The sequence below is a fragment of the Pseudomonas sp. PS01270 genome, assembly GCF_029959775.1.
GTDB lineage: Bacteria > Pseudomonadota > Gammaproteobacteria > Pseudomonadales > Pseudomonadaceae > Aquipseudomonas > Aquipseudomonas atacamensis.
The window spans coordinates 18,353-33,774 of record NZ_JASCPT010000002.1 but is presented as its reverse complement, the minus strand read 5'-3'; the positions used below and the strand labels follow the sequence as shown (position 1 = coordinate 33,774).

The window sequence follows — 15,422 nt, the reverse complement described above, 5'->3', positions numbered from 1 at the left end:
GTAATTGTGTACGAATATTTCACAGTTTGCGTTATATCGTAACGCTATGAACGCTGAGCCTACATTTTCGGGGTGTTATGCAAGTCGATCTTGAGTTGGACGCCACGCCAGTCAACGGGCTGCCGCGCTTTCAGCAGGCAGCCGCGCAGTCACGCAAATTGCGTCGGTTGGCGTATGGACTCGGCGCAGTGGCTGTGTCGGGCTGGGTGCTGGCGTTTTTCGTCGGCCTGTTTGCGCCGCAGTCCCTGTGGTTGCCGTTGTTGGTCAATCAGGGCGCAGCGTTGCTGGTGCTGGTCGCCGGTCTGCAATCGGCGTGGTGGGTGACGCACTGGCGCGCGCGGGTGATGCATCCGCCCGCTTCGCAATCGACCGTTGTGGAGGAGGGCGCTGCAGCCGAGGGCTGGTACGAAAGGCTGCTGGAGCGATTGAGTCAGCAGAGCCGCCATCTGCTTGGACAAGTCGGTGCGCCGACGTTGTGGCTCGGCGGCTGGGCGTTGCTGGTTCTGCTTGGTATTGAGCAGGTGTGGAATCTCACGTTGCCTGCGGCGGCCTTGGGGCTGTCGGCGAGCATCGGTGCGGCATTGGCGTTGTTGCTGGCGTTTGCCCTGCTGGTGCTGGAGCGGCAACTGACGCAGGAGCCGCCGGAGCAATGGCCGGAAGCGGCTGCGCTGGCGCAACTGACCCGGGTGGTGATCATCACCCTGTTGATCGGTGCGCTGTGTCTGTTGTTTGCCAGCGAAGACGCAGTCTGGCCGGTACGCGTGGCGGTGCTCAGCGCAGTCCTGCCAATGTTGGTTGCCGGCGAACTGCTGTTGCGCGCGTTACTGTCTGTCTTCAGCCCGCGGCGTGAACAACTGGAACCGACCCTGCTGGCGCGCAGTTTTATCGCCGATATGCTGCGTTGGCCGCCGCAGCCGTGGCTGGCGCTGCAGCATGAAATGCACAACCGTTTCGGCATCGATTTGCGCCAGATCTGGGCCTTCAGTTACATGCGCCGGGCGTTGTTGCCGGTGTTGGCAGTGGTCGCCCTTAGCGGTTGGCTGCTGACAGGGGTACATGAAATTCCCCTGCAAGGTCGCGGCATCTACGAGCGCTTCGGTAAACCGGTACAGGTGTTCGGCCCGGGTTTGCATGCCGGTTTGCCCTGGCCATTGGGGCGTGTGATTTCCGTAGAAAACGGCGTGGTCCATGAACTGGCGACCAGTGTCGGCGACAAGCCAATCGCCGTGCAGTCCGATTCCGCTGAAGGCCCGGCGCCGCTGACCGCCAACCGTTTGTGGGACGCCAGCCACGTTAATGACAAGTCCCAGGTCATCGCCAGCAGCCGCGGCGCGCAACAGGGCCTGCAAATCGTCAACATGGACGTGCGCTTCGTTTATCGCATCGGTTTGAACGACGAAGCGGCACTTGCTGCGACCTACAACAGTGCCGATGTACCTACGCTGATTCGCAGCACCGCCAGCCGCATCCTGGTTCACGATTTTGCCTCGCGCACCCTCGACGGTCTGCTCGGCGACGACAGGGCAGGGCTGGCCGAGGAAATCGGTCGCGCAGTACAAAGTGATCTGAACAGATTGAACAGTGGTGTGGAAATCCTCGCCACAGTCGTCGAAGCGATTCATCCACCGGCCGGCGCGGCGAATGCCTACCACAGTGTGCAAGCGGCGCAGATCGGCGCGCAGGCGTTGATCGCTCGCGAACGCGGCGCGGCTGCGCAGGCCACTAACGAGGCGCAGTTGCAGGCGAGTACGGCGCGGGATCAGGCAATGGCAAACGCGCGGGAGATCAACGCCGCTGCGCAAACCGCCGACCTGAAATTCAGCGCCGAACAGAAAGCCTTCGTCAGTGCTGGCCAGGCTTTCGTGCTGGAGCAATATCTCAGCCAGCTCAGTCAGGGCATGAGTAAAGCCAAGTTGCTGATACTCGATCATCGACTCGGCGGCAGCGCAAATGCGCCAACCATCGATCTGCGTACTTTCACACTGCCGACTGATCCGTCGCCCGCCCGTACCACCGCTCAACCAGGAGCCACCCATTGAGCCAGTCGCCTGTTCATGACGTTCACGACCACAGCGGCCACGACCATGGCCACGGCGGGCATCACCATCATCATGGTCATCACCACCATCACGGCGAGGTGCCAGAAGTCGGACCATTTCCGTGGCGGCGTATGAGCTGGGCTGCGTTGCTGGTGGCGTTTGCCATTGCCGCCGCGAGTCTGGTGCAAGTGCGCTCCGGTGATGCCACGGTCATCACCCGTTTCGGTAATCCGTCGCGGGTCTTGCTTGATCCCGGGTTGAATTGGCGCTGGCCGGCTCCGTTCGAAGCGGCGATCCCGGTGGACCTGCGCCTGCGTACCACCTCAAGTGGTTTGCAGGACGTCGGCACCAAGGACGGTTTGCGCATCATCGTTCAGGCCTACGTGGCGTGGCAGGTGCAGGGTGATCCCGAACACGTGCAGCGTTTCATGCGTGCCGTGCAGAATCAGCCGGACGAAGCAGCGCGGCAGATTCGCACTTTTGTCGGCTCAGCACTGGAGACCACGGCCAGCAGTTTCGATCTGGCCAATCTGGTCAACACTGATGCCAAACAAGTGCGCATCGGCGATTTTGAAACGCAGTTGCGTCAGCAGATCGACCAACAGTTGCTCGCTACATACGGCGTGCGCGTGGTGCAGATGGGTATCGAGCGTTTGACTTTGCCATCGGTCACGCTCAGCGCCACGGTCGACCGCATGCGCGCCGAGCGTGAAACCATTGCTACCGAACGCACGGCTGTTGGCAAACGCGAAGCGGCGCAAATCCGTTCTGCCGCCGAACGCGATGCGCGGATCGTCCAGGCCGATGCGACGGTGAAAGCCGCCGATATCGAAGCGCAATCCCGGGTCGAGGCTGCGCAGATTTATGGGCGCGCCTACGCCAGCTCGCCACAGCTCTATAACCTGCTGCGCTCCCTTGACACCCTCGGCACCATCGTCACGCCGGACACCAAATTGATTCTGCGCACCGATGCCGCACCTTTCCGCGTATTGGTCGACGGCCCACCGACGCTCGACAACAAAGCTGGATCGCAGCCATGAGCGAAGAAGTTCCACGTGGAACACATGCATTGAACAGTCCGTGGATTCAGGCGGGACGTCTGGCTTTTATTGCGCTGTATGCGATCACGGTGCTGGCGGCGCTGGCATGGGCATTCTCCAATGTCCGGCAGATTGATCCGCAAAACCGCGCAGTAGTACTGCACTTCGGTGCGCTGGATCGCGTTCAGAATGCCGGACTGTTATGGGCATGGCCGCAACCTTTTGAACAGGTGATTCTGCTGCCAGCGGCGGATCGGGTGATCGAGCGCCGGGTGGAAAATCTGTTGCGCAGTGACGAAGCGCTGAAGGCAGACCGGGTGGCGTCCTTCGCCACGCCATTGAGCGATGCACTCGCCGGATCTGGTTATTTATTGACCGGTGACGCCGGCGTAGTGCAACTGGACGTGCGGGTGTTTTACCAAGTCTCCGATCCCTACGAATTCGTGTTGCAAGGCGAGCATGTGCTGCCAGCACTCGATCGGCTGGTGACGCGCAGCGCCGTGGCCCTGACCGCCGCGCGAGATCTCGACACCATTCTGGTCGCTCGCCCGGAATTGATCGGCGCCGACAATCAGGCGGCCGAGCGTCGTGAACGATTGCGCGGTGATCTGGTGCAAGGCATCAACGCGCGTCTCGCTGAACTGAAGGCGAGCGGGCAGGGCATCGGTATCGAGGTGTCGCGGGTGGATTTGCAATCAAGTCTGCCGGAGCCGGCGGTCAGTGCCTTCAATGCGGTGCTGACCGCCAGTCAGCAGGCTGACAAAGCAGTGGCTAACGCGCGCACCGATGCCGAGAAACTTACCCAGTCCGCCAACGAACAGGCTGACCGCACACTCCAGGTGGCTCACGCGCAGGCGGGCGAGCGTCTTGCAAAAGCCTCGGCCGATACCGCAACCGTTTCGAGTCTGGCCACGTCTGCCGACCCGCAAATGCTCTTGCGTCTGTATCGCGAACGCCTGCCGAAGATCCTCGGTCAGGCCGGGTCGGTCACCACCGTCAACCCGAAAGACGATTCCCGGTTGATCATTCAAGGAGCCAGTCAATGACGGCGACCACCGCTGCTCCAAGCCTGTTGTCCTCCGCCGAACAACGTCGCGCCGCGCGCCAATTGACCCTGGCGATGCTTGCGCTCGGGCTGCTGGGTCTGGGGCTGGTCTGGCGCTGGATACTCCCGGAGCAAATCGGTGTCAGCCAACTGCTGCTGGGTTTCGCTTCTTTGCTCGTAGCGGTTCCGGTGATGCGTTCGGCGTGGTACAGCCTGCGTTACCCAAGCCTGCACGGCATCACCGATCAGTTGATCGCGCTGGCCATGCTCGGTGCCTGGGCGACTGGTGATCTGCTCACTGCGGCGTTGTTGCCGATCATCATGATCTTCGGCCATGTGCTCGAGGAGCGCAGCGTGATCGGCTCCCAGGAAGCGATTAATGCGCTTGGCCAGTTGACCCGCAGCCATGGGCGCAAGCTGCAAGTAGATGGTTCGATCATCGAAGTGGACAACGGCGCGCTCAGCGCTGGCGATGTTGTCGAGGTGCGGGCCGGTGATCGGGTGCCGGCGGACGGTCGGGTATTGTCCGGCCAAGCGAGTCTCGATACGGCGTCGATTACCGGTGAGTCGGTACCGGTGGAAGCTGGCGTCGGCATGCTGGTGTTCGGCGGCGCGATCAACCTGGATGGATTGCTGCGCGTCGAAGTCACCCGCACCGGCGACGAATCCACCTTGGGTAAAGTCATCGCCCTGATGCAAAACGCCGAGCGCTCGAAACCGCCGATCACGCGATTGCTCGAACGCTATGCCGGCAGTTACATGGTGCTGGTCTTGTTGCTGGCGGCGGTGACCTGGTTCGTCACCCATGATGCGCAAGCGATGCTCGCGGTGTTGGTGGCGGCGTGTCCATGTGCGCTGGTGCTGTCGGCGCCGGCCACGGCGATTGCCGGTGTCGCCGTCGCCGCGCGTCACGGGATTCTGATTCGCAGCTCGGCGTTCCTCGAAGAACTCGCCGATCTGACCTCGCTGGTGGTCGACAAGACCGGCACGCTGACGTACGGCACCTTGCGTTTGCAGTCGATCGACAGCCTGAATGCGGAAACCGCCGAAGTGCAGACACTGGCCGCCAGTCTCGGCGCGGCGAGCAGTCATCCGGTGAGCCGGGCACTCGCCGGGATGACCGATCAGGAGGCCTATTGGCCTCTGGCCAACATCCATGAGCGCCAAGGCCTGGGCGTAGTGGCGACGACAGAAAAGGGCGAGGCCGCGCTCGGTCGTCCAGAGTTGTTCACGCAACTGGGTATCACAACCACCCTTGTTCCTGAGCACGATGGCCCGATCGCCGGGTTGGCCCTGAACGGCGAATTCCTCGCCTGGCTGCTGCTAGCAGACAGCATCAAACCGGAAGCGCGCTTCGCCTTGAACGAGTTACGCGAATTGGGGCTGGGACGCCAACTCCTGTTGACCGGTGATCGTCAGAGCGTCGCGCGAAACCTGGCGCAGGACGTCGGGCTGAACGAAGTCCAGGCGCAAGCGCTACCGGAGGACAAACTCAATCGCGTGCTCAAGGAAATCGATCACGGCTTTCGTCCGATGGTGGTAGGCGACGGCATCAACGATTCGCTCGCGCTCAAGGCCGGCGTGGTCGGCGTGGCGATGGGCGCTGGCGGGGCCGACATTGCTCTGGCGTCAGCCGACATCGTGTTGATCGGCAGCGATCTGCGTCGCCTCGGTACTTGCGTGCGCCTGAGTCGTCAGTGCCGGCGTACTTTGCAAGTCAACGTGATTATCGGCCTCGGCTGGACGCTGGCTATCGTGGTCTTCGCGGCGTTCGGCTGGCTTGGTGCGGCCGGGGCTATGATCGCGGCGCTGCTGCATAACCTGAGCACCCTGTTGGTGTTGGGCAACGCCGGACGTTTGCTGCGCTTTCAGGAGCCATTGCTCAGGCTCGACGCTCAGAATAAATGAAAGAAAATTCATCGAACCGCCAAGTGCGCAGACAGTCATCTATCGTAAGGCGCGTCGCCTGTGGCGTTCAGCCGAAGTGCCGATCACGATAGACAAGGCCGATCGAATCGATAGCCTGCTATTTTTCCAGGTTGGTCTACCCTCAGATCAGACGTCTGAAACAAGGGGGGATTTTCCATGCTCGCGCAACTTCCACCGGCCTTACAGAATCTGCAGTTACCGCTTCGCCTGCGACTCTGGGACGGCCACGAGTTCAATCTGGGCCCGACGCCCAGCGTAACCATCGTCGTCAAGGACCCGCAGATGGTTACTCAATTCACCCACCCAAGCCTGGATGCGCTGGGTGCGGCGTTCGTCGAAGGCAAGCTGGAACTGGAGGGCTCGATCAGCGAGGTCATTCGGGTTTGCGACGAGTTGAGCAATGCGCTGCTCGACGAAGACGAAGGCAGTCAGCCGGTGCGTGCGCATCACGACAAGGACACTGACGCCAAGGCCATTTCCTACCACTACGACCTGTCGAATGCGTTCTACCAGCTCTGGCTGGACAGCGACATGGCGTATTCCTGTGCCTATTTCGAAACCGGTAGCGAAACCCTCGAACAGGCGCAGCAAGCCAAATTCCGCCATCTGTGCCGCAAGCTACGCTTGCAGCCGGGCGAATATTTGCTGGATGTCGGCTGTGGTTGGGGCGGTCTGGCGCGGTATGCCGCGCGAGAGTTCGGGGTCAAAGTGTTCGGTATTACCTTGAGCAAGGAACAGTTGGCCCTGGCGCAGGAGCGGGTCAAGGCCGAAGGTCTGGAAGATCAGGTCGAACTGCAATTGCTCGACTACCGCGATCTGCCGCAGGACGGCCGCTTCGACAAGGTTGTCAGCGTCGGCATGTTCGAACACGTTGGCCATGCCAATCTCGCCGAGTACTGCGCAACTCTGTTCGGTGCGGTGAAGGAGGGTGGATTGGTAATGAATCATGGCATCACCGCCAAGCACACTGATGGCCGCCCGGTTGGACGAGGCGCTGGCGACTTCATAGAAAAATATGTGTTCCCCAACGGCGAGCTACCGCATCTGGCGATGATCTCTACCGAGATCAGTGACGCGGGGCTGGAGATCGTCGATGTCGAAAGCTTGCGCCTGCACTACGCGCGCACGCTCGATCACTGGAGTGAGCGACTGGAGGATAACCTCGAAGCTGCGGCGAAACTGGTGCCTGAGCAAGCACTGCGTATCTGGCGTCTGTATCTGGCCGGTTGCGCGTATGCCTTTGCGCGTGGCTGGATCAATCTGCATCAGATCCTCGCCGTGAAAGCGCATCCGGATGGCAGCCACGAACTGCCCTGGACCCGCGACGACATCTACCACCCCTGAAACGGAGCGCTCAGAGTATCGGTGAAATCAGCCGGGCGATCCGCATGCCGACCTGTTGCAGGCGGTGGATCTCCCGGCTTTCTTCTTTGGCCACTTCATCGGCCAGGGCGAAATCGTCATTGAGCATGTGTTCCACGGCGGCGGCGAACTCGCTGTCGACGGTCAGCAACATCACTTCGAAATTCAGGCGGAACGAGCGATTGTCCAGATTGGCGCTGCCGATGGCGCTGATTTCGCTGTCGATCAGCACGACTTTCTGATGCAGAAAACCCGGACGATAGCGGAACACCCGCACGCCGGCACGCACCGCCTCGAAGGCATACAGGCTGGAGGCGGCATAGACGATGCGATGATCAGGCCGCGACGGCAACAGCAGGCGCACATCAACACCGCGCAACACTGCCAGCCTTAGGGCGGCAAATACCGCTTCGTCCGGGACAAAGTAAGGGCTGGTGATCCATACGCGTTGCGTTGCTGCGTGAATGGCTTCGACGAAAAACAGCGAGCAGGTTTCGTAGGCATCCGCTGGGCCGCTGGCGAGCAATTGGCAAAGCACGCCATCCTCCGGATACGCATCTGGAAGGATCAACGGCGGCAGAGTACGAGCAGCCCAGAACCAATCTTCGGCGAACGATTCCTGCATGCAGGCCACCACCGGCCCGCGGACTTTGACGTGGGTGTCACGCCACGGCGCCAATGGTGGCTTCTCACCCATGTATTCATCGCCGACGTTATGCCCGCCGACAAAGCCGACTATGCCATCAACCACAACGATTTTGCGGTGGTTGCGGAAGTTGACCTGAAAGCGGTTGAGCCAGCCGCTGCGCGTGGCAAAGGCTTTGACCTCGACGCCGGCATCACGCAGCGCCTGCACGTAATGATGGGGCAGGGCATGGCTGCCGATGCGGTCGTAGAGCAAATGAATTGATACGCCTTCGGCGGCTTTCTGCAAAAGCAGATCACGCAAGCGCTGGCCGAGCCGATCATCGTGGATGATGAAGAACTGGATCAGTACGGCTTCCTTCGCTTGTGCGATCGCCTGGAAAATCGCATCGAAGGTCGCGGTGCCGTTCACCAGCAGTTGCACCTCGTTGTTCGCCAGGCACGGCATGCGCCCCAGTTTCGGCATTGCGCGCAGTGAGGCGTAGGCACTCGACGCGCGAGCGGCGAGGGCTTCTTCCACCCACGGGCGCCAGTTCAATTCGGAAATGGCCAGGCGCATCTGCTCGTTGGCCTGGCGCCGCGCCTTGATGTAGCCATCGAAGGTGCTGCGACCAAATACCAGATACGGAATAAGCGTGAGGTAGGGAATGAAGATCAGCGACAATGCCCAGGCGATCGAGCCTTGCGCAGTGCGCACGGTAAGCACCGCATGGATCGCAGCGATCGAACCGAGTGTGTGCAACAGGGCGATCAGATAACCGAAAATGTGCGGTCCGAAAAAATCCATGGGGCAGCCTTGCTCCGTGAGATGCAATGCTTAACAGACCATGTTCTGCGGCGAATGTCTCTATTTAATCGGCGCATGAACCGACACAATCGGCCGGCGTCTAACGGCCACAACTGATCAGGAGTTACTCGATGAACGTTCGTCTGCTGGGTTTGGCGCTGGGCCTGGGTTTGGCATTACCGGTGGTTGCGCAGGCGCAAATGCTGCAGCCGGGGTTGTGGGAAATGTCTTCGAGCAATCTGAAGGTCGATGATCAGGCCATGGATGTGCAATCGATCCTTGGCCAGATTCAAGGCCAGATCACCCCGCAGCAGCGCGCGGCGCTGGAGAAGAACGGCATCAACATCGGCGGCAAAGGCATCCGCGCCTGCCTGACGCCGCAGCAGGTGGCAACCAACGATATCCCGCTGGCCGATCCGCAATCGGGCTGCAAGCAGCAGATCACCGAGCGCACCGGCAACCAGTGGAAATTCCGCTTCAGCTGCCCGAAAGCCCAAGGCACCGGTGTGGCGACATTCCTCAGTGACCGCGAATTCACCACCGTTGCCAATGGCACCTTCAACGCCATCGGCATCAACCAGAAGGGCAGTCTGGAAACCCGTGCGGTGTGGCTGGGTCAGGATTGCGGCACGGTAAAACCCCGCGCTTAAACCCTCTGCGACGCCCACAGTTGGAAGCCATTCCAACTGTGGGAGCGAGCCTGCTCGCGAATAGATCGCAAGTGCACCTCAGGTCATGGCTGACTCAACGCCTTGTACAACGTATTGAGGTTGTATTCGAACAGCCCGGTAAAGGTGCTCGCCGGTCCACTCGCCGCCAGCGCATCCGAGTACAGCGTGCCGCCAATGTGCGCGCCGCTTTCATCCGCGATCTGCTTAAGCAGGCGCGCGTCCTTGATGTTTTCCATGAACACCGCTTTGACCTTGGCCTGGCGAATCTGCGTGATCAGCGCAGCGACTTCGGCGGCGGAGGGTTCGCGTTCGGTGGATAAACCCTGTGGCGCGATAAAGTCGATGCCATAAGCCTGACCCAGATAGCCAAAGGCATCGTGGCTGGTGACGATCTTGCGATTGCCCGGCGGCAGCGCGCCAAGTTTGTTTTTGGCTTCGGCGAGCAGGGCATAGATCTGCTTGAGGTAGGTCTGGCTGTTGCGCTCGTAGTCAGCCTTGTTGCCCGGGTCGGCGGCGATCAGCGCCTTGGTAATGTTGGCGACGTACAACTCGGCGTTCGCCAGATTGTGCCAGGCGTGCGGATCCGCAACGGTCTCGCCGTCTTCATCGAGCGAACGTGGAATCACCCCGCGACTGGCACTGATCACCGTTGCCTTGCTGTCGGTGCTGGTCACCAGGCGATCCAGCCAAGGTTCGAAACCGAGGCCGTTCTTGATGATCACTTTGGCTTTGAGCAGCGCCTTGGCGTCATCCGGGGTCGGCTCGTAGGTGTGCGCATCGGCATCCGGGCCGACCATGTTGGTAATCTGAACGTGCTCGCCGCCGACCTGATGAACCATGTCGGCAAGGATGCTGAAGCTGGTAACCACCGGCAGTTTTTCGGCGGCTGACAATGACATCGACAGCATCAGGCTGAACAGCACGAGTAGAGCGCGCATCGGGAAACACCTCATTGGGATGTGAGCAAAGGCGGGCGGCGCAGCAAACCGTGAACCGGTCCGAACACCACCGACAGCAGATAGCCGACCCCCGCGACCAGCACGATGGCCGGTCCGCTGGGCAGCGAGTAGTAGAACGACAGCAGCAAGCCGAGCCACACAGACACGCAGCCCATGACGGCGGCGACGGCAATCAGTATTGGCAGACGGCGACTCCAGAATCTCGACGCGGCAGCCGGAAGCATCATCAGCCCGACTACCATCAGTGCGCCGATGGCCTGAAAGCCGATCACCAGATTCAGCACGACCAGAGTCAGGAACACCCCATGAGCCAGTGGCCCGAGGCGACTGACCGTGCGCAAGAACAATGGGTCCAGTGTGTCCAGCAGCAGAGGTTTGTAGATCGCCGCCATCGCCATGAGGCTGACCGCCGAGACCCACAGCATGCCGGTCAGTGTCGGCCCGTCTACGGCCAACGCTGAGCCGAACAGCAAGTGCAGAAGGTCGAGGCGCTTGCCGGCGATGCCAAGGATCAAAACGCCGCTGGCCAGTGAGATCGGATAGATCGCGGCGAGGCTGGCATCTTCTCGCAACCCCGTTCGCCGGGTGATCCAGGCCGCGAGTCCGGCCATGCTCAGCCCGGCTCCCAAGCCACCGAGGGTGAGTGCGGGAAGACTCAAACCGGCAAACCAGAATCCCAGCGCTGCACCAGGGAGAATGCCGTGGGCGACGGCGTCACCGATCAAACTCATGCGCCTGAGTATCAGAAAAACACCCAAGGGCGCCGTACTGCATGCCAGCACCAGGCCGCCGAGCAAGGCGCGGCGCATGAACACGAATTCGCTGAACGGCTGCCAGAAATGGCTGACGGTGGCGAGCATCAGGCGACCTGCATGTGCGGTGTTGGCTGGATCAGTTCTCGGCTGGTTCCGTACACGCAGTGGCCGTTTTTGATCAGCAGGGTATGCGGAATGTGTTGGCGGACAGCCGCCAGGTCATGGCAGACCACAAGCAGTGTCCGGCCCTCGGCGTGCCAGTGGTGAATGTGCTGCCAGAGCAATTGCTGGCCGAGTTCGTCGAGTGCGGCGTGCGGTTCGTCCAGCAACAGCACCGGGGCATCAGCAAGGCTCAGTCGCGCGAGCAGGGCACGTTGTAGCTCGCCGCCGGACAGGGCCATCAACGGACGCTGTTCGAGTCCATTCAAATGCCAGTCTTCCAATGCGTTTTTCAGTCGCTGCGTGCGCAGCTGTGTCGAGAGTCTAAGGCCCCAGAAACCTGCGGCGATGAGCTCTTCGAGGCTTATTGGAAACTGCCGATCCAAATGTTGCTGTTGCGGCAGAAAGGAAATGCCGCTTTGGCGTGGAACAGCCATTTCCACCTTGCCGGCCAAGGGCTTCTGCAAACCGGCGATGACTTTCAGCAGACTGCTTTTGCCGCAGCCGTTGGCGCCGATGATTGCGGTCAGACTGGCGCTTTCGAACTCAAGACTCAGAGGCGTCGTCAGCGGTTGGCCGGGTGCGCCCCAAGCCAGCGATTGGCAGCGGATCATTTTTGCTCCCGTCGCCAGCTGATTTCGGCGACGGCGTCATGGGCATGCAGGCTTTCGGCGTGGATCACGCGGATGTGGAATTGGTTGATGCCGGGTGTGCGTTGCAGTGCCAGGTTGAGACGGCGGGCGGCGTCTTCGCAGAACATCAGGTTTTGCCCATTGGCGAGTGCGAAGGCTTGCTCGTCGGGGCGCTTTACTGCGGTCTGCACGGCGGTGCCGAGGGCTGCTTCGGCGTCATTGATGATCGCGGTCAGCGATAGCTCGTCGATGAAATTGTCGAGATGCAGGTGCAGTTGCGCATAGCTGCGCTGGCTGTGCGGTGTCGCTACGATCCCTTTGGTTGAGCCAAGCCATGCCAAAACATCGGCATGTTGCAGAGATTTGTTGGCGAAATCGTCGACGAATTGCTGTTGGATCAGCTGCCTTGCCAAGGCTGCGGAGCATGGGCACGTCGAGGAATAGGGCAGTTCAATTTCTAGTTCCACGTGGAACATTTGCTGTTTCAGGCTCGCTGAAATGGACGCCGGATAGGATTTCCAGCCGGCCAAGGGGCTGACCAACGCGGGTCGTTTCAGCAACAAGTCAGTGTGAATATTCAGATATGCGCAGGCGGATAGACCTTGATGGCTTGTCAGAAAACACTTGAGTACCTGGTGCAGCAAAGCGGGAGAAAGGCTTCGCTGTTCGAGGGTTTCGAGTGCCAGATACAAGCGCGACATGTGAATACCACGTGCTTCACCATCGTCCAGACTCACACCAGCGTCGACTCTGGCGCTGAGGCGTTGGCCTTCAAGCAAAACGGGCAGAGCAATCCCACGCATGCCTACCCAGTCGAGGGGCAGTGCCAAGCGTGCAGATTGGGCGGCGATATCCGGGAGAGTAAGAGCATTCATGGTTGAGACCGTCGTGTTGATCTCTTTTAACGTTACATTATAACAATCCATTCAGCGACGCTTTTTTCATGAAAAGGTTTTCACTAGCAGCCCGTCATCCGGCTGCAAGTGAACCTTGCGCTGCTACCGCCCGAGCTGGAGAAGCGGTTGATGGTTGTCCAGCCGACACGGCGGGTGTAGCCAACCCAAGCCTCGCCATCGGAGGCGATGCCGGTAAAAAAGGTCAATTGGCCGAAGCGGCTGTTGGTTTGCGCCCAATAGCGATGGCCGTCCTTCTCGAATCCGCGCAGGTAAAGCGTGGTGCCTACCGTATTGACGCTATAGGCATTGCCGTCGACGTCTACACACGCCAGCAGATTAGCGCTGCGTGTGCAGTGCGCCGGCCCTGGCATGTGCGCCTGTGCTTGGCTGGCCAGCGACATAGCAAAGCTCAAAAGCAGGCATTTCAACCCCTTGTTCATTGCGAGTTTCCACGATCGGTGGTGCAGCAATTTGCGAAATCTCCTCTGCCGGACTGGCAAACTCTAGTTGTTATACTATAACATAATTCGCAACCAGCCTGAGCTGCCGATCACAATCGTATGCCTTCTTTGACCCGGTTAAATGAAGCGCAACACGCCAAGCGCTCCTCAAAGCGCAAATCGGCTGCCATTTATAAGGATTATCCAATGTCAGCCAAATTGCCCGTCACCGTACTTTCAGGATTTCTCGGCGCGGGAAAAAGTACACTTTTGAATTACGTACTACGTAACCGAGACGGCTTGCGCGTTGCGGTGATCGTCAACGATATGAGCGAGATCAACATCGATGGCAGTGAAGTCCAGCGCGATGTCAGCCTGAACCGCGCTGAGGAAAAACTCATCGAAATGAGCAATGGCTGTATCTGCTGTACGTTACGTGAAGATTTACTGGAAGAAGTCAGCAAACTCGCTCGCGAGGATCGTTTCGATTACCTGCTGATCGAATCCACCGGCATTTCCGAACCGCTTCCGGTCGCTGAAACCTTCACCTTCCGCGATGAACAGGGACAAAGCCTCGCCGACATTGCTCGCCTCGACACCATGGTCACCGTGGTCGACGGTGTGAATTTCCTGCTCGATTACCAGGCAGCCGAAAGTCTTGCCTCTCGCGGCGAAATCCTGGGTGAAGAAGACGAGCGCTCCATCACCGATCTGTTGATCGAGCAGATCGAGTTCGCCGACGTCCTGCTGATCAGCAAAATCGACCTGATCAGTCAGCACGAGCGTGAAGAACTCACCGCCATCCTCAAGCGCCTCAATGCCCAGGCTGAAATCATTCCAATGGTGATGGGCGAAATCCCACTGGAGAAAATCCTCAACACCGGTCGTTTCGATTTCGATCAGGCCGCACAAGCGCCCGGATGGCTACAGGAATTGCGCGGTAAGCACGTCCCGGAAACACAGGAATACGGCATCGCCTCGACGGCCTACCGCGCGCGCCGGCCATTTCACCCGCAACGCTTCTTCAGCTTCATCGATCGGCCTTGGCTGAACGGCAAGCTGCTGCGCTCCAAAGGCTTCTTCTGGCTGGCCAGCAAACCCACCGATGCCGGTAGCTGGTCGCAGGCTGGTGGCTTGATGCGGCATGGATTCGCCGGTCGCTGGTGGCGTTTTGTGCCAAAGAATCAATGGCCGCAGGATCAGGAAAGCGTCCAGGCGATCATGGGAAACTGGATTCCAAGCGTAGGAGATTGCCGCCAGGAGCTGGTTTTCATCGGTCAGAACATAGATTTCCTACAGCTCTCCGCCGAACTCGATGCCTGTCTGCTGACCGACGAAGAAATGGCAACGGGTGTAGAAGGCTGGCGCTTGCTGCCTGATCCATTCGGTCCTTGGCACGAAGAGGCCGCCTGATGCTCGCACTCCAAGATCAGCCGCTTCTTACCCGTCATCACCAAGGGCTGACACCGGAAACGTTGACGCGAATCCTGGAAGACCAGACCAATCTGGCCGTCTGGCAACGTCAGCTGCCCGTGCACATTGCCGATTTTGCGCAATTGGTGCTGTCACTCAACGAGCCCTTGGCCGAGTCGCTGTGTCTGGAATTGCCCGACGAAGATGCCGAACCGGATCTCGCCGGTCTGGCTGCAGGGCTGCGTGATCTGCAAGGTTTCGAAGGTTTCATGAGCGATCTCAAATGGCTGATCAGTGCCTTCGCCTGCCTGCTCGGGGCGCGGCGTATCGGCGTGCGTTTGCGTGTGCTGGACAAGGCCATGTGTCCGCGTTTCCACGTCGATCACGTGCCGGTGCGCTTGATCACTACTTACGCTGGCATTGGCAGCCAATGGCTTGAGGAGGGCGCGATGGATCGCCTGCAACTTGGCCAGGCCGATGCCGAACCGCAAGGTGCAGCGTCGATTCGCCAGCTCAACAGCGGCGACGTCGCGTTGCTCAAAGGCGAAAAATGGCACGGCAATGAAGGCTTCGGCCTGATCCATCGTTCGCCGCAACCGGCACCCGGTGAACGCCGTCTGCTGCTGACCCTCGACTGGCTCGGCTGAAAT

The 15,422-nt window shown here is 60.0% G+C and carries 14 protein-coding genes; 8 read left to right on the top strand and 6 right to left on the bottom strand.

All coding sequences use genetic code 11. From position 1 onward, the window contains the following. Nucleotides 1–77 precede the first annotated feature (77 nt). From QMX86_RS00910 to cfaB, 5 genes are all read left to right on the top strand, one after another. Nucleotides 78–2,039 carry a protease modulator HflK gene (locus tag QMX86_RS00910; protein WP_282385452.1) on the top strand — a complete coding sequence of 654 codons (1,962 nt, stop codon included), beginning with the start codon at nucleotides 78–80 and terminating at the stop codon, nucleotides 2,037–2,039. Next, nucleotides 2,036–3,079, top strand: a complete 1,044-nt coding sequence (locus QMX86_RS00905; protein ID WP_282385454.1) for a protease modulator HflC — start codon at nucleotides 2,036–2,038, stop codon at nucleotides 3,077–3,079. Before QMX86_RS00910 ends, QMX86_RS00905 begins: the two co-directional genes overlap by 4 nt. Beyond that, nucleotides 3,076–4,125, top strand: coding sequence for a protease modulator HflK (locus QMX86_RS00900; RefSeq protein ID WP_282385457.1), 1,050 nt, complete (start codon nucleotides 3,076–3,078; stop codon nucleotides 4,123–4,125). Before QMX86_RS00905 ends, QMX86_RS00900 begins: the two co-directional genes overlap by 4 nt. Continuing rightward, complete coding sequence (locus tag QMX86_RS00895; protein ID WP_282385459.1) at nucleotides 4,122–6,032, top strand: cation-translocating P-type ATPase; 1,911 nt, start codon at nucleotides 4,122–4,124, stop codon at nucleotides 6,030–6,032. The genes QMX86_RS00900 and QMX86_RS00895 overlap by 4 nt, the downstream gene beginning before the upstream one ends. 177 nt (nucleotides 6,033–6,209) lie before the next feature. Continuing rightward, complete coding sequence (cfaB, locus tag QMX86_RS00890; RefSeq protein ID WP_130928378.1) at nucleotides 6,210–7,397, top strand: C17 cyclopropane fatty acid synthase CfaB; 1,188 nt, start codon at nucleotides 6,210–6,212, stop codon at nucleotides 7,395–7,397. Nucleotides 7,398–7,407: 10 nt separating this feature from the next. Here the strand turns inward: cfaB and cls are convergent, their stop codons facing one another. Beyond that, a complete protein-coding gene (cls, locus tag QMX86_RS00885) occupies nucleotides 7,408–8,847 on the bottom strand; it encodes a cardiolipin synthase (RefSeq protein ID WP_282385462.1) in 1,440 nt (479 codons plus the stop codon). A gap of 131 nt (nucleotides 8,848–8,978) precedes the next feature. On the opposite strand from cls, the gene QMX86_RS00880 reads away from it, so the two are divergent. Further along, entirely contained in the window at nucleotides 8,979–9,497 is a 519-nt protein-coding gene (locus tag QMX86_RS00880) for a DUF3617 domain-containing protein (protein WP_016772436.1), read from the top strand. A gap of 83 nt (nucleotides 9,498–9,580) precedes the next feature. Here QMX86_RS00880 and QMX86_RS00875 read toward each other — a convergent pair whose 3' ends face one another. The 5 genes from QMX86_RS00875 to QMX86_RS00855 all read right to left on the bottom strand — a co-directional run bounded on the left by QMX86_RS00875 (nucleotide 9,581) and on the right by QMX86_RS00855 (nucleotide 13,359). Next, on the bottom strand, nucleotides 9,581–10,456 hold the full coding sequence (locus tag QMX86_RS00875) for a metal ABC transporter substrate-binding protein (RefSeq protein ID WP_122751257.1): 876 nt from the start codon (nucleotides 10,454–10,456) through the stop codon (nucleotides 9,581–9,583). A gap of 11 nt (nucleotides 10,457–10,467) precedes the next feature. Continuing rightward, on the bottom strand, nucleotides 10,468–11,337 hold the full coding sequence (locus QMX86_RS00870) for a metal ABC transporter permease (protein ID WP_282385465.1): 870 nt from the start codon (nucleotides 11,335–11,337) through the stop codon (nucleotides 10,468–10,470). Beyond that, nucleotides 11,337–12,005: an ATP-binding cassette domain-containing protein gene (locus QMX86_RS00865; protein ID WP_282385467.1), complete on the bottom strand. Its 669-nt coding sequence runs from the start codon at nucleotides 12,003–12,005 to the stop codon at nucleotides 11,337–11,339. Before QMX86_RS00865 ends, QMX86_RS00870 begins: the two co-directional genes overlap by 1 nt. Continuing rightward, complete coding sequence (gene folE2 / locus QMX86_RS00860) at nucleotides 12,002–12,898, bottom strand: GTP cyclohydrolase FolE2 (RefSeq protein WP_282385469.1); 897 nt, start codon at nucleotides 12,896–12,898, stop codon at nucleotides 12,002–12,004. The genes QMX86_RS00865 and folE2 overlap by 4 nt, the downstream gene beginning before the upstream one ends. A gap of 83 nt (nucleotides 12,899–12,981) precedes the next feature. Next, a complete protein-coding gene (locus tag QMX86_RS00855; protein WP_073470857.1) occupies nucleotides 12,982–13,359 on the bottom strand; it encodes a glutamine synthetase in 378 nt (125 codons plus the stop codon). A 207-nt stretch (nucleotides 13,360–13,566) separates the two neighbouring features. On the opposite strand from QMX86_RS00855, the gene zigA reads away from it, so the two are divergent. Beyond that, entirely contained in the window at nucleotides 13,567–14,772 is a 1,206-nt protein-coding gene (gene zigA / locus QMX86_RS00850) for a zinc metallochaperone GTPase ZigA (protein ID WP_282385471.1), read from the top strand. After that, nucleotides 14,772–15,419 (top strand): DUF1826 domain-containing protein, encoded by a 648-nt coding sequence (locus QMX86_RS00845; protein WP_282385473.1) that lies wholly within the window; start codon nucleotides 14,772–14,774, stop codon nucleotides 15,417–15,419. Before zigA ends, QMX86_RS00845 begins: the two co-directional genes overlap by 1 nt. Nucleotides 15,420–15,422: the final 3 nt, after the last annotated feature.

Excerpts from the sequence above, each read along its gene's own strand:
- QMX86_RS00910 (WP_282385452.1), top strand. The coding sequence starts at position 78 with ATGCAAGTCGATCTTGAGTTGGACGCCACGCCAGTCAACGGGCTGCCG.
- QMX86_RS00900 (WP_282385457.1), top strand. The coding sequence starts at position 3,076 with ATGAGCGAAGAAGTTCCACGTGGAACACATGCATTGAACAGTCCGTGG.
- QMX86_RS00895 (WP_282385459.1), top strand. The coding sequence starts at position 4,122 with ATGACGGCGACCACCGCTGCTCCAAGCCTGTTGTCCTCCGCCGAACAA.
- cfaB (WP_130928378.1), top strand. The coding sequence starts at position 6,210 with ATGCTCGCGCAACTTCCACCGGCCTTACAGAATCTGCAGTTACCGCTT.
- cls (WP_282385462.1), bottom strand. The coding sequence starts at position 8,847 with ATGGATTTTTTCGGACCGCACATTTTCGGTTATCTGATCGCCCTGTTG.
- QMX86_RS00880 (WP_016772436.1), top strand. The coding sequence starts at position 8,979 with ATGAACGTTCGTCTGCTGGGTTTGGCGCTGGGCCTGGGTTTGGCATTA.
- QMX86_RS00875 (WP_122751257.1), bottom strand. The coding sequence starts at position 10,456 with ATGCGCGCTCTACTCGTGCTGTTCAGCCTGATGCTGTCGATGTCATTG.
- QMX86_RS00870 (WP_282385465.1), bottom strand. The coding sequence starts at position 11,337 with ATGCTCGCCACCGTCAGCCATTTCTGGCAGCCGTTCAGCGAATTCGTG.
- QMX86_RS00865 (WP_282385467.1), bottom strand. The coding sequence starts at position 12,005 with ATGATCCGCTGCCAATCGCTGGCTTGGGGCGCACCCGGCCAACCGCTG.
- folE2 (WP_282385469.1), bottom strand. The coding sequence starts at position 12,898 with ATGAATGCTCTTACTCTCCCGGATATCGCCGCCCAATCTGCACGCTTG.
- QMX86_RS00855 (WP_073470857.1), bottom strand. The coding sequence starts at position 13,359 with ATGAACAAGGGGTTGAAATGCCTGCTTTTGAGCTTTGCTATGTCGCTG.
- zigA (WP_282385471.1), top strand. The coding sequence starts at position 13,567 with ATGTCAGCCAAATTGCCCGTCACCGTACTTTCAGGATTTCTCGGCGCG.
- QMX86_RS00845 (WP_282385473.1), top strand. The coding sequence starts at position 14,772 with ATGCTCGCACTCCAAGATCAGCCGCTTCTTACCCGTCATCACCAAGGG.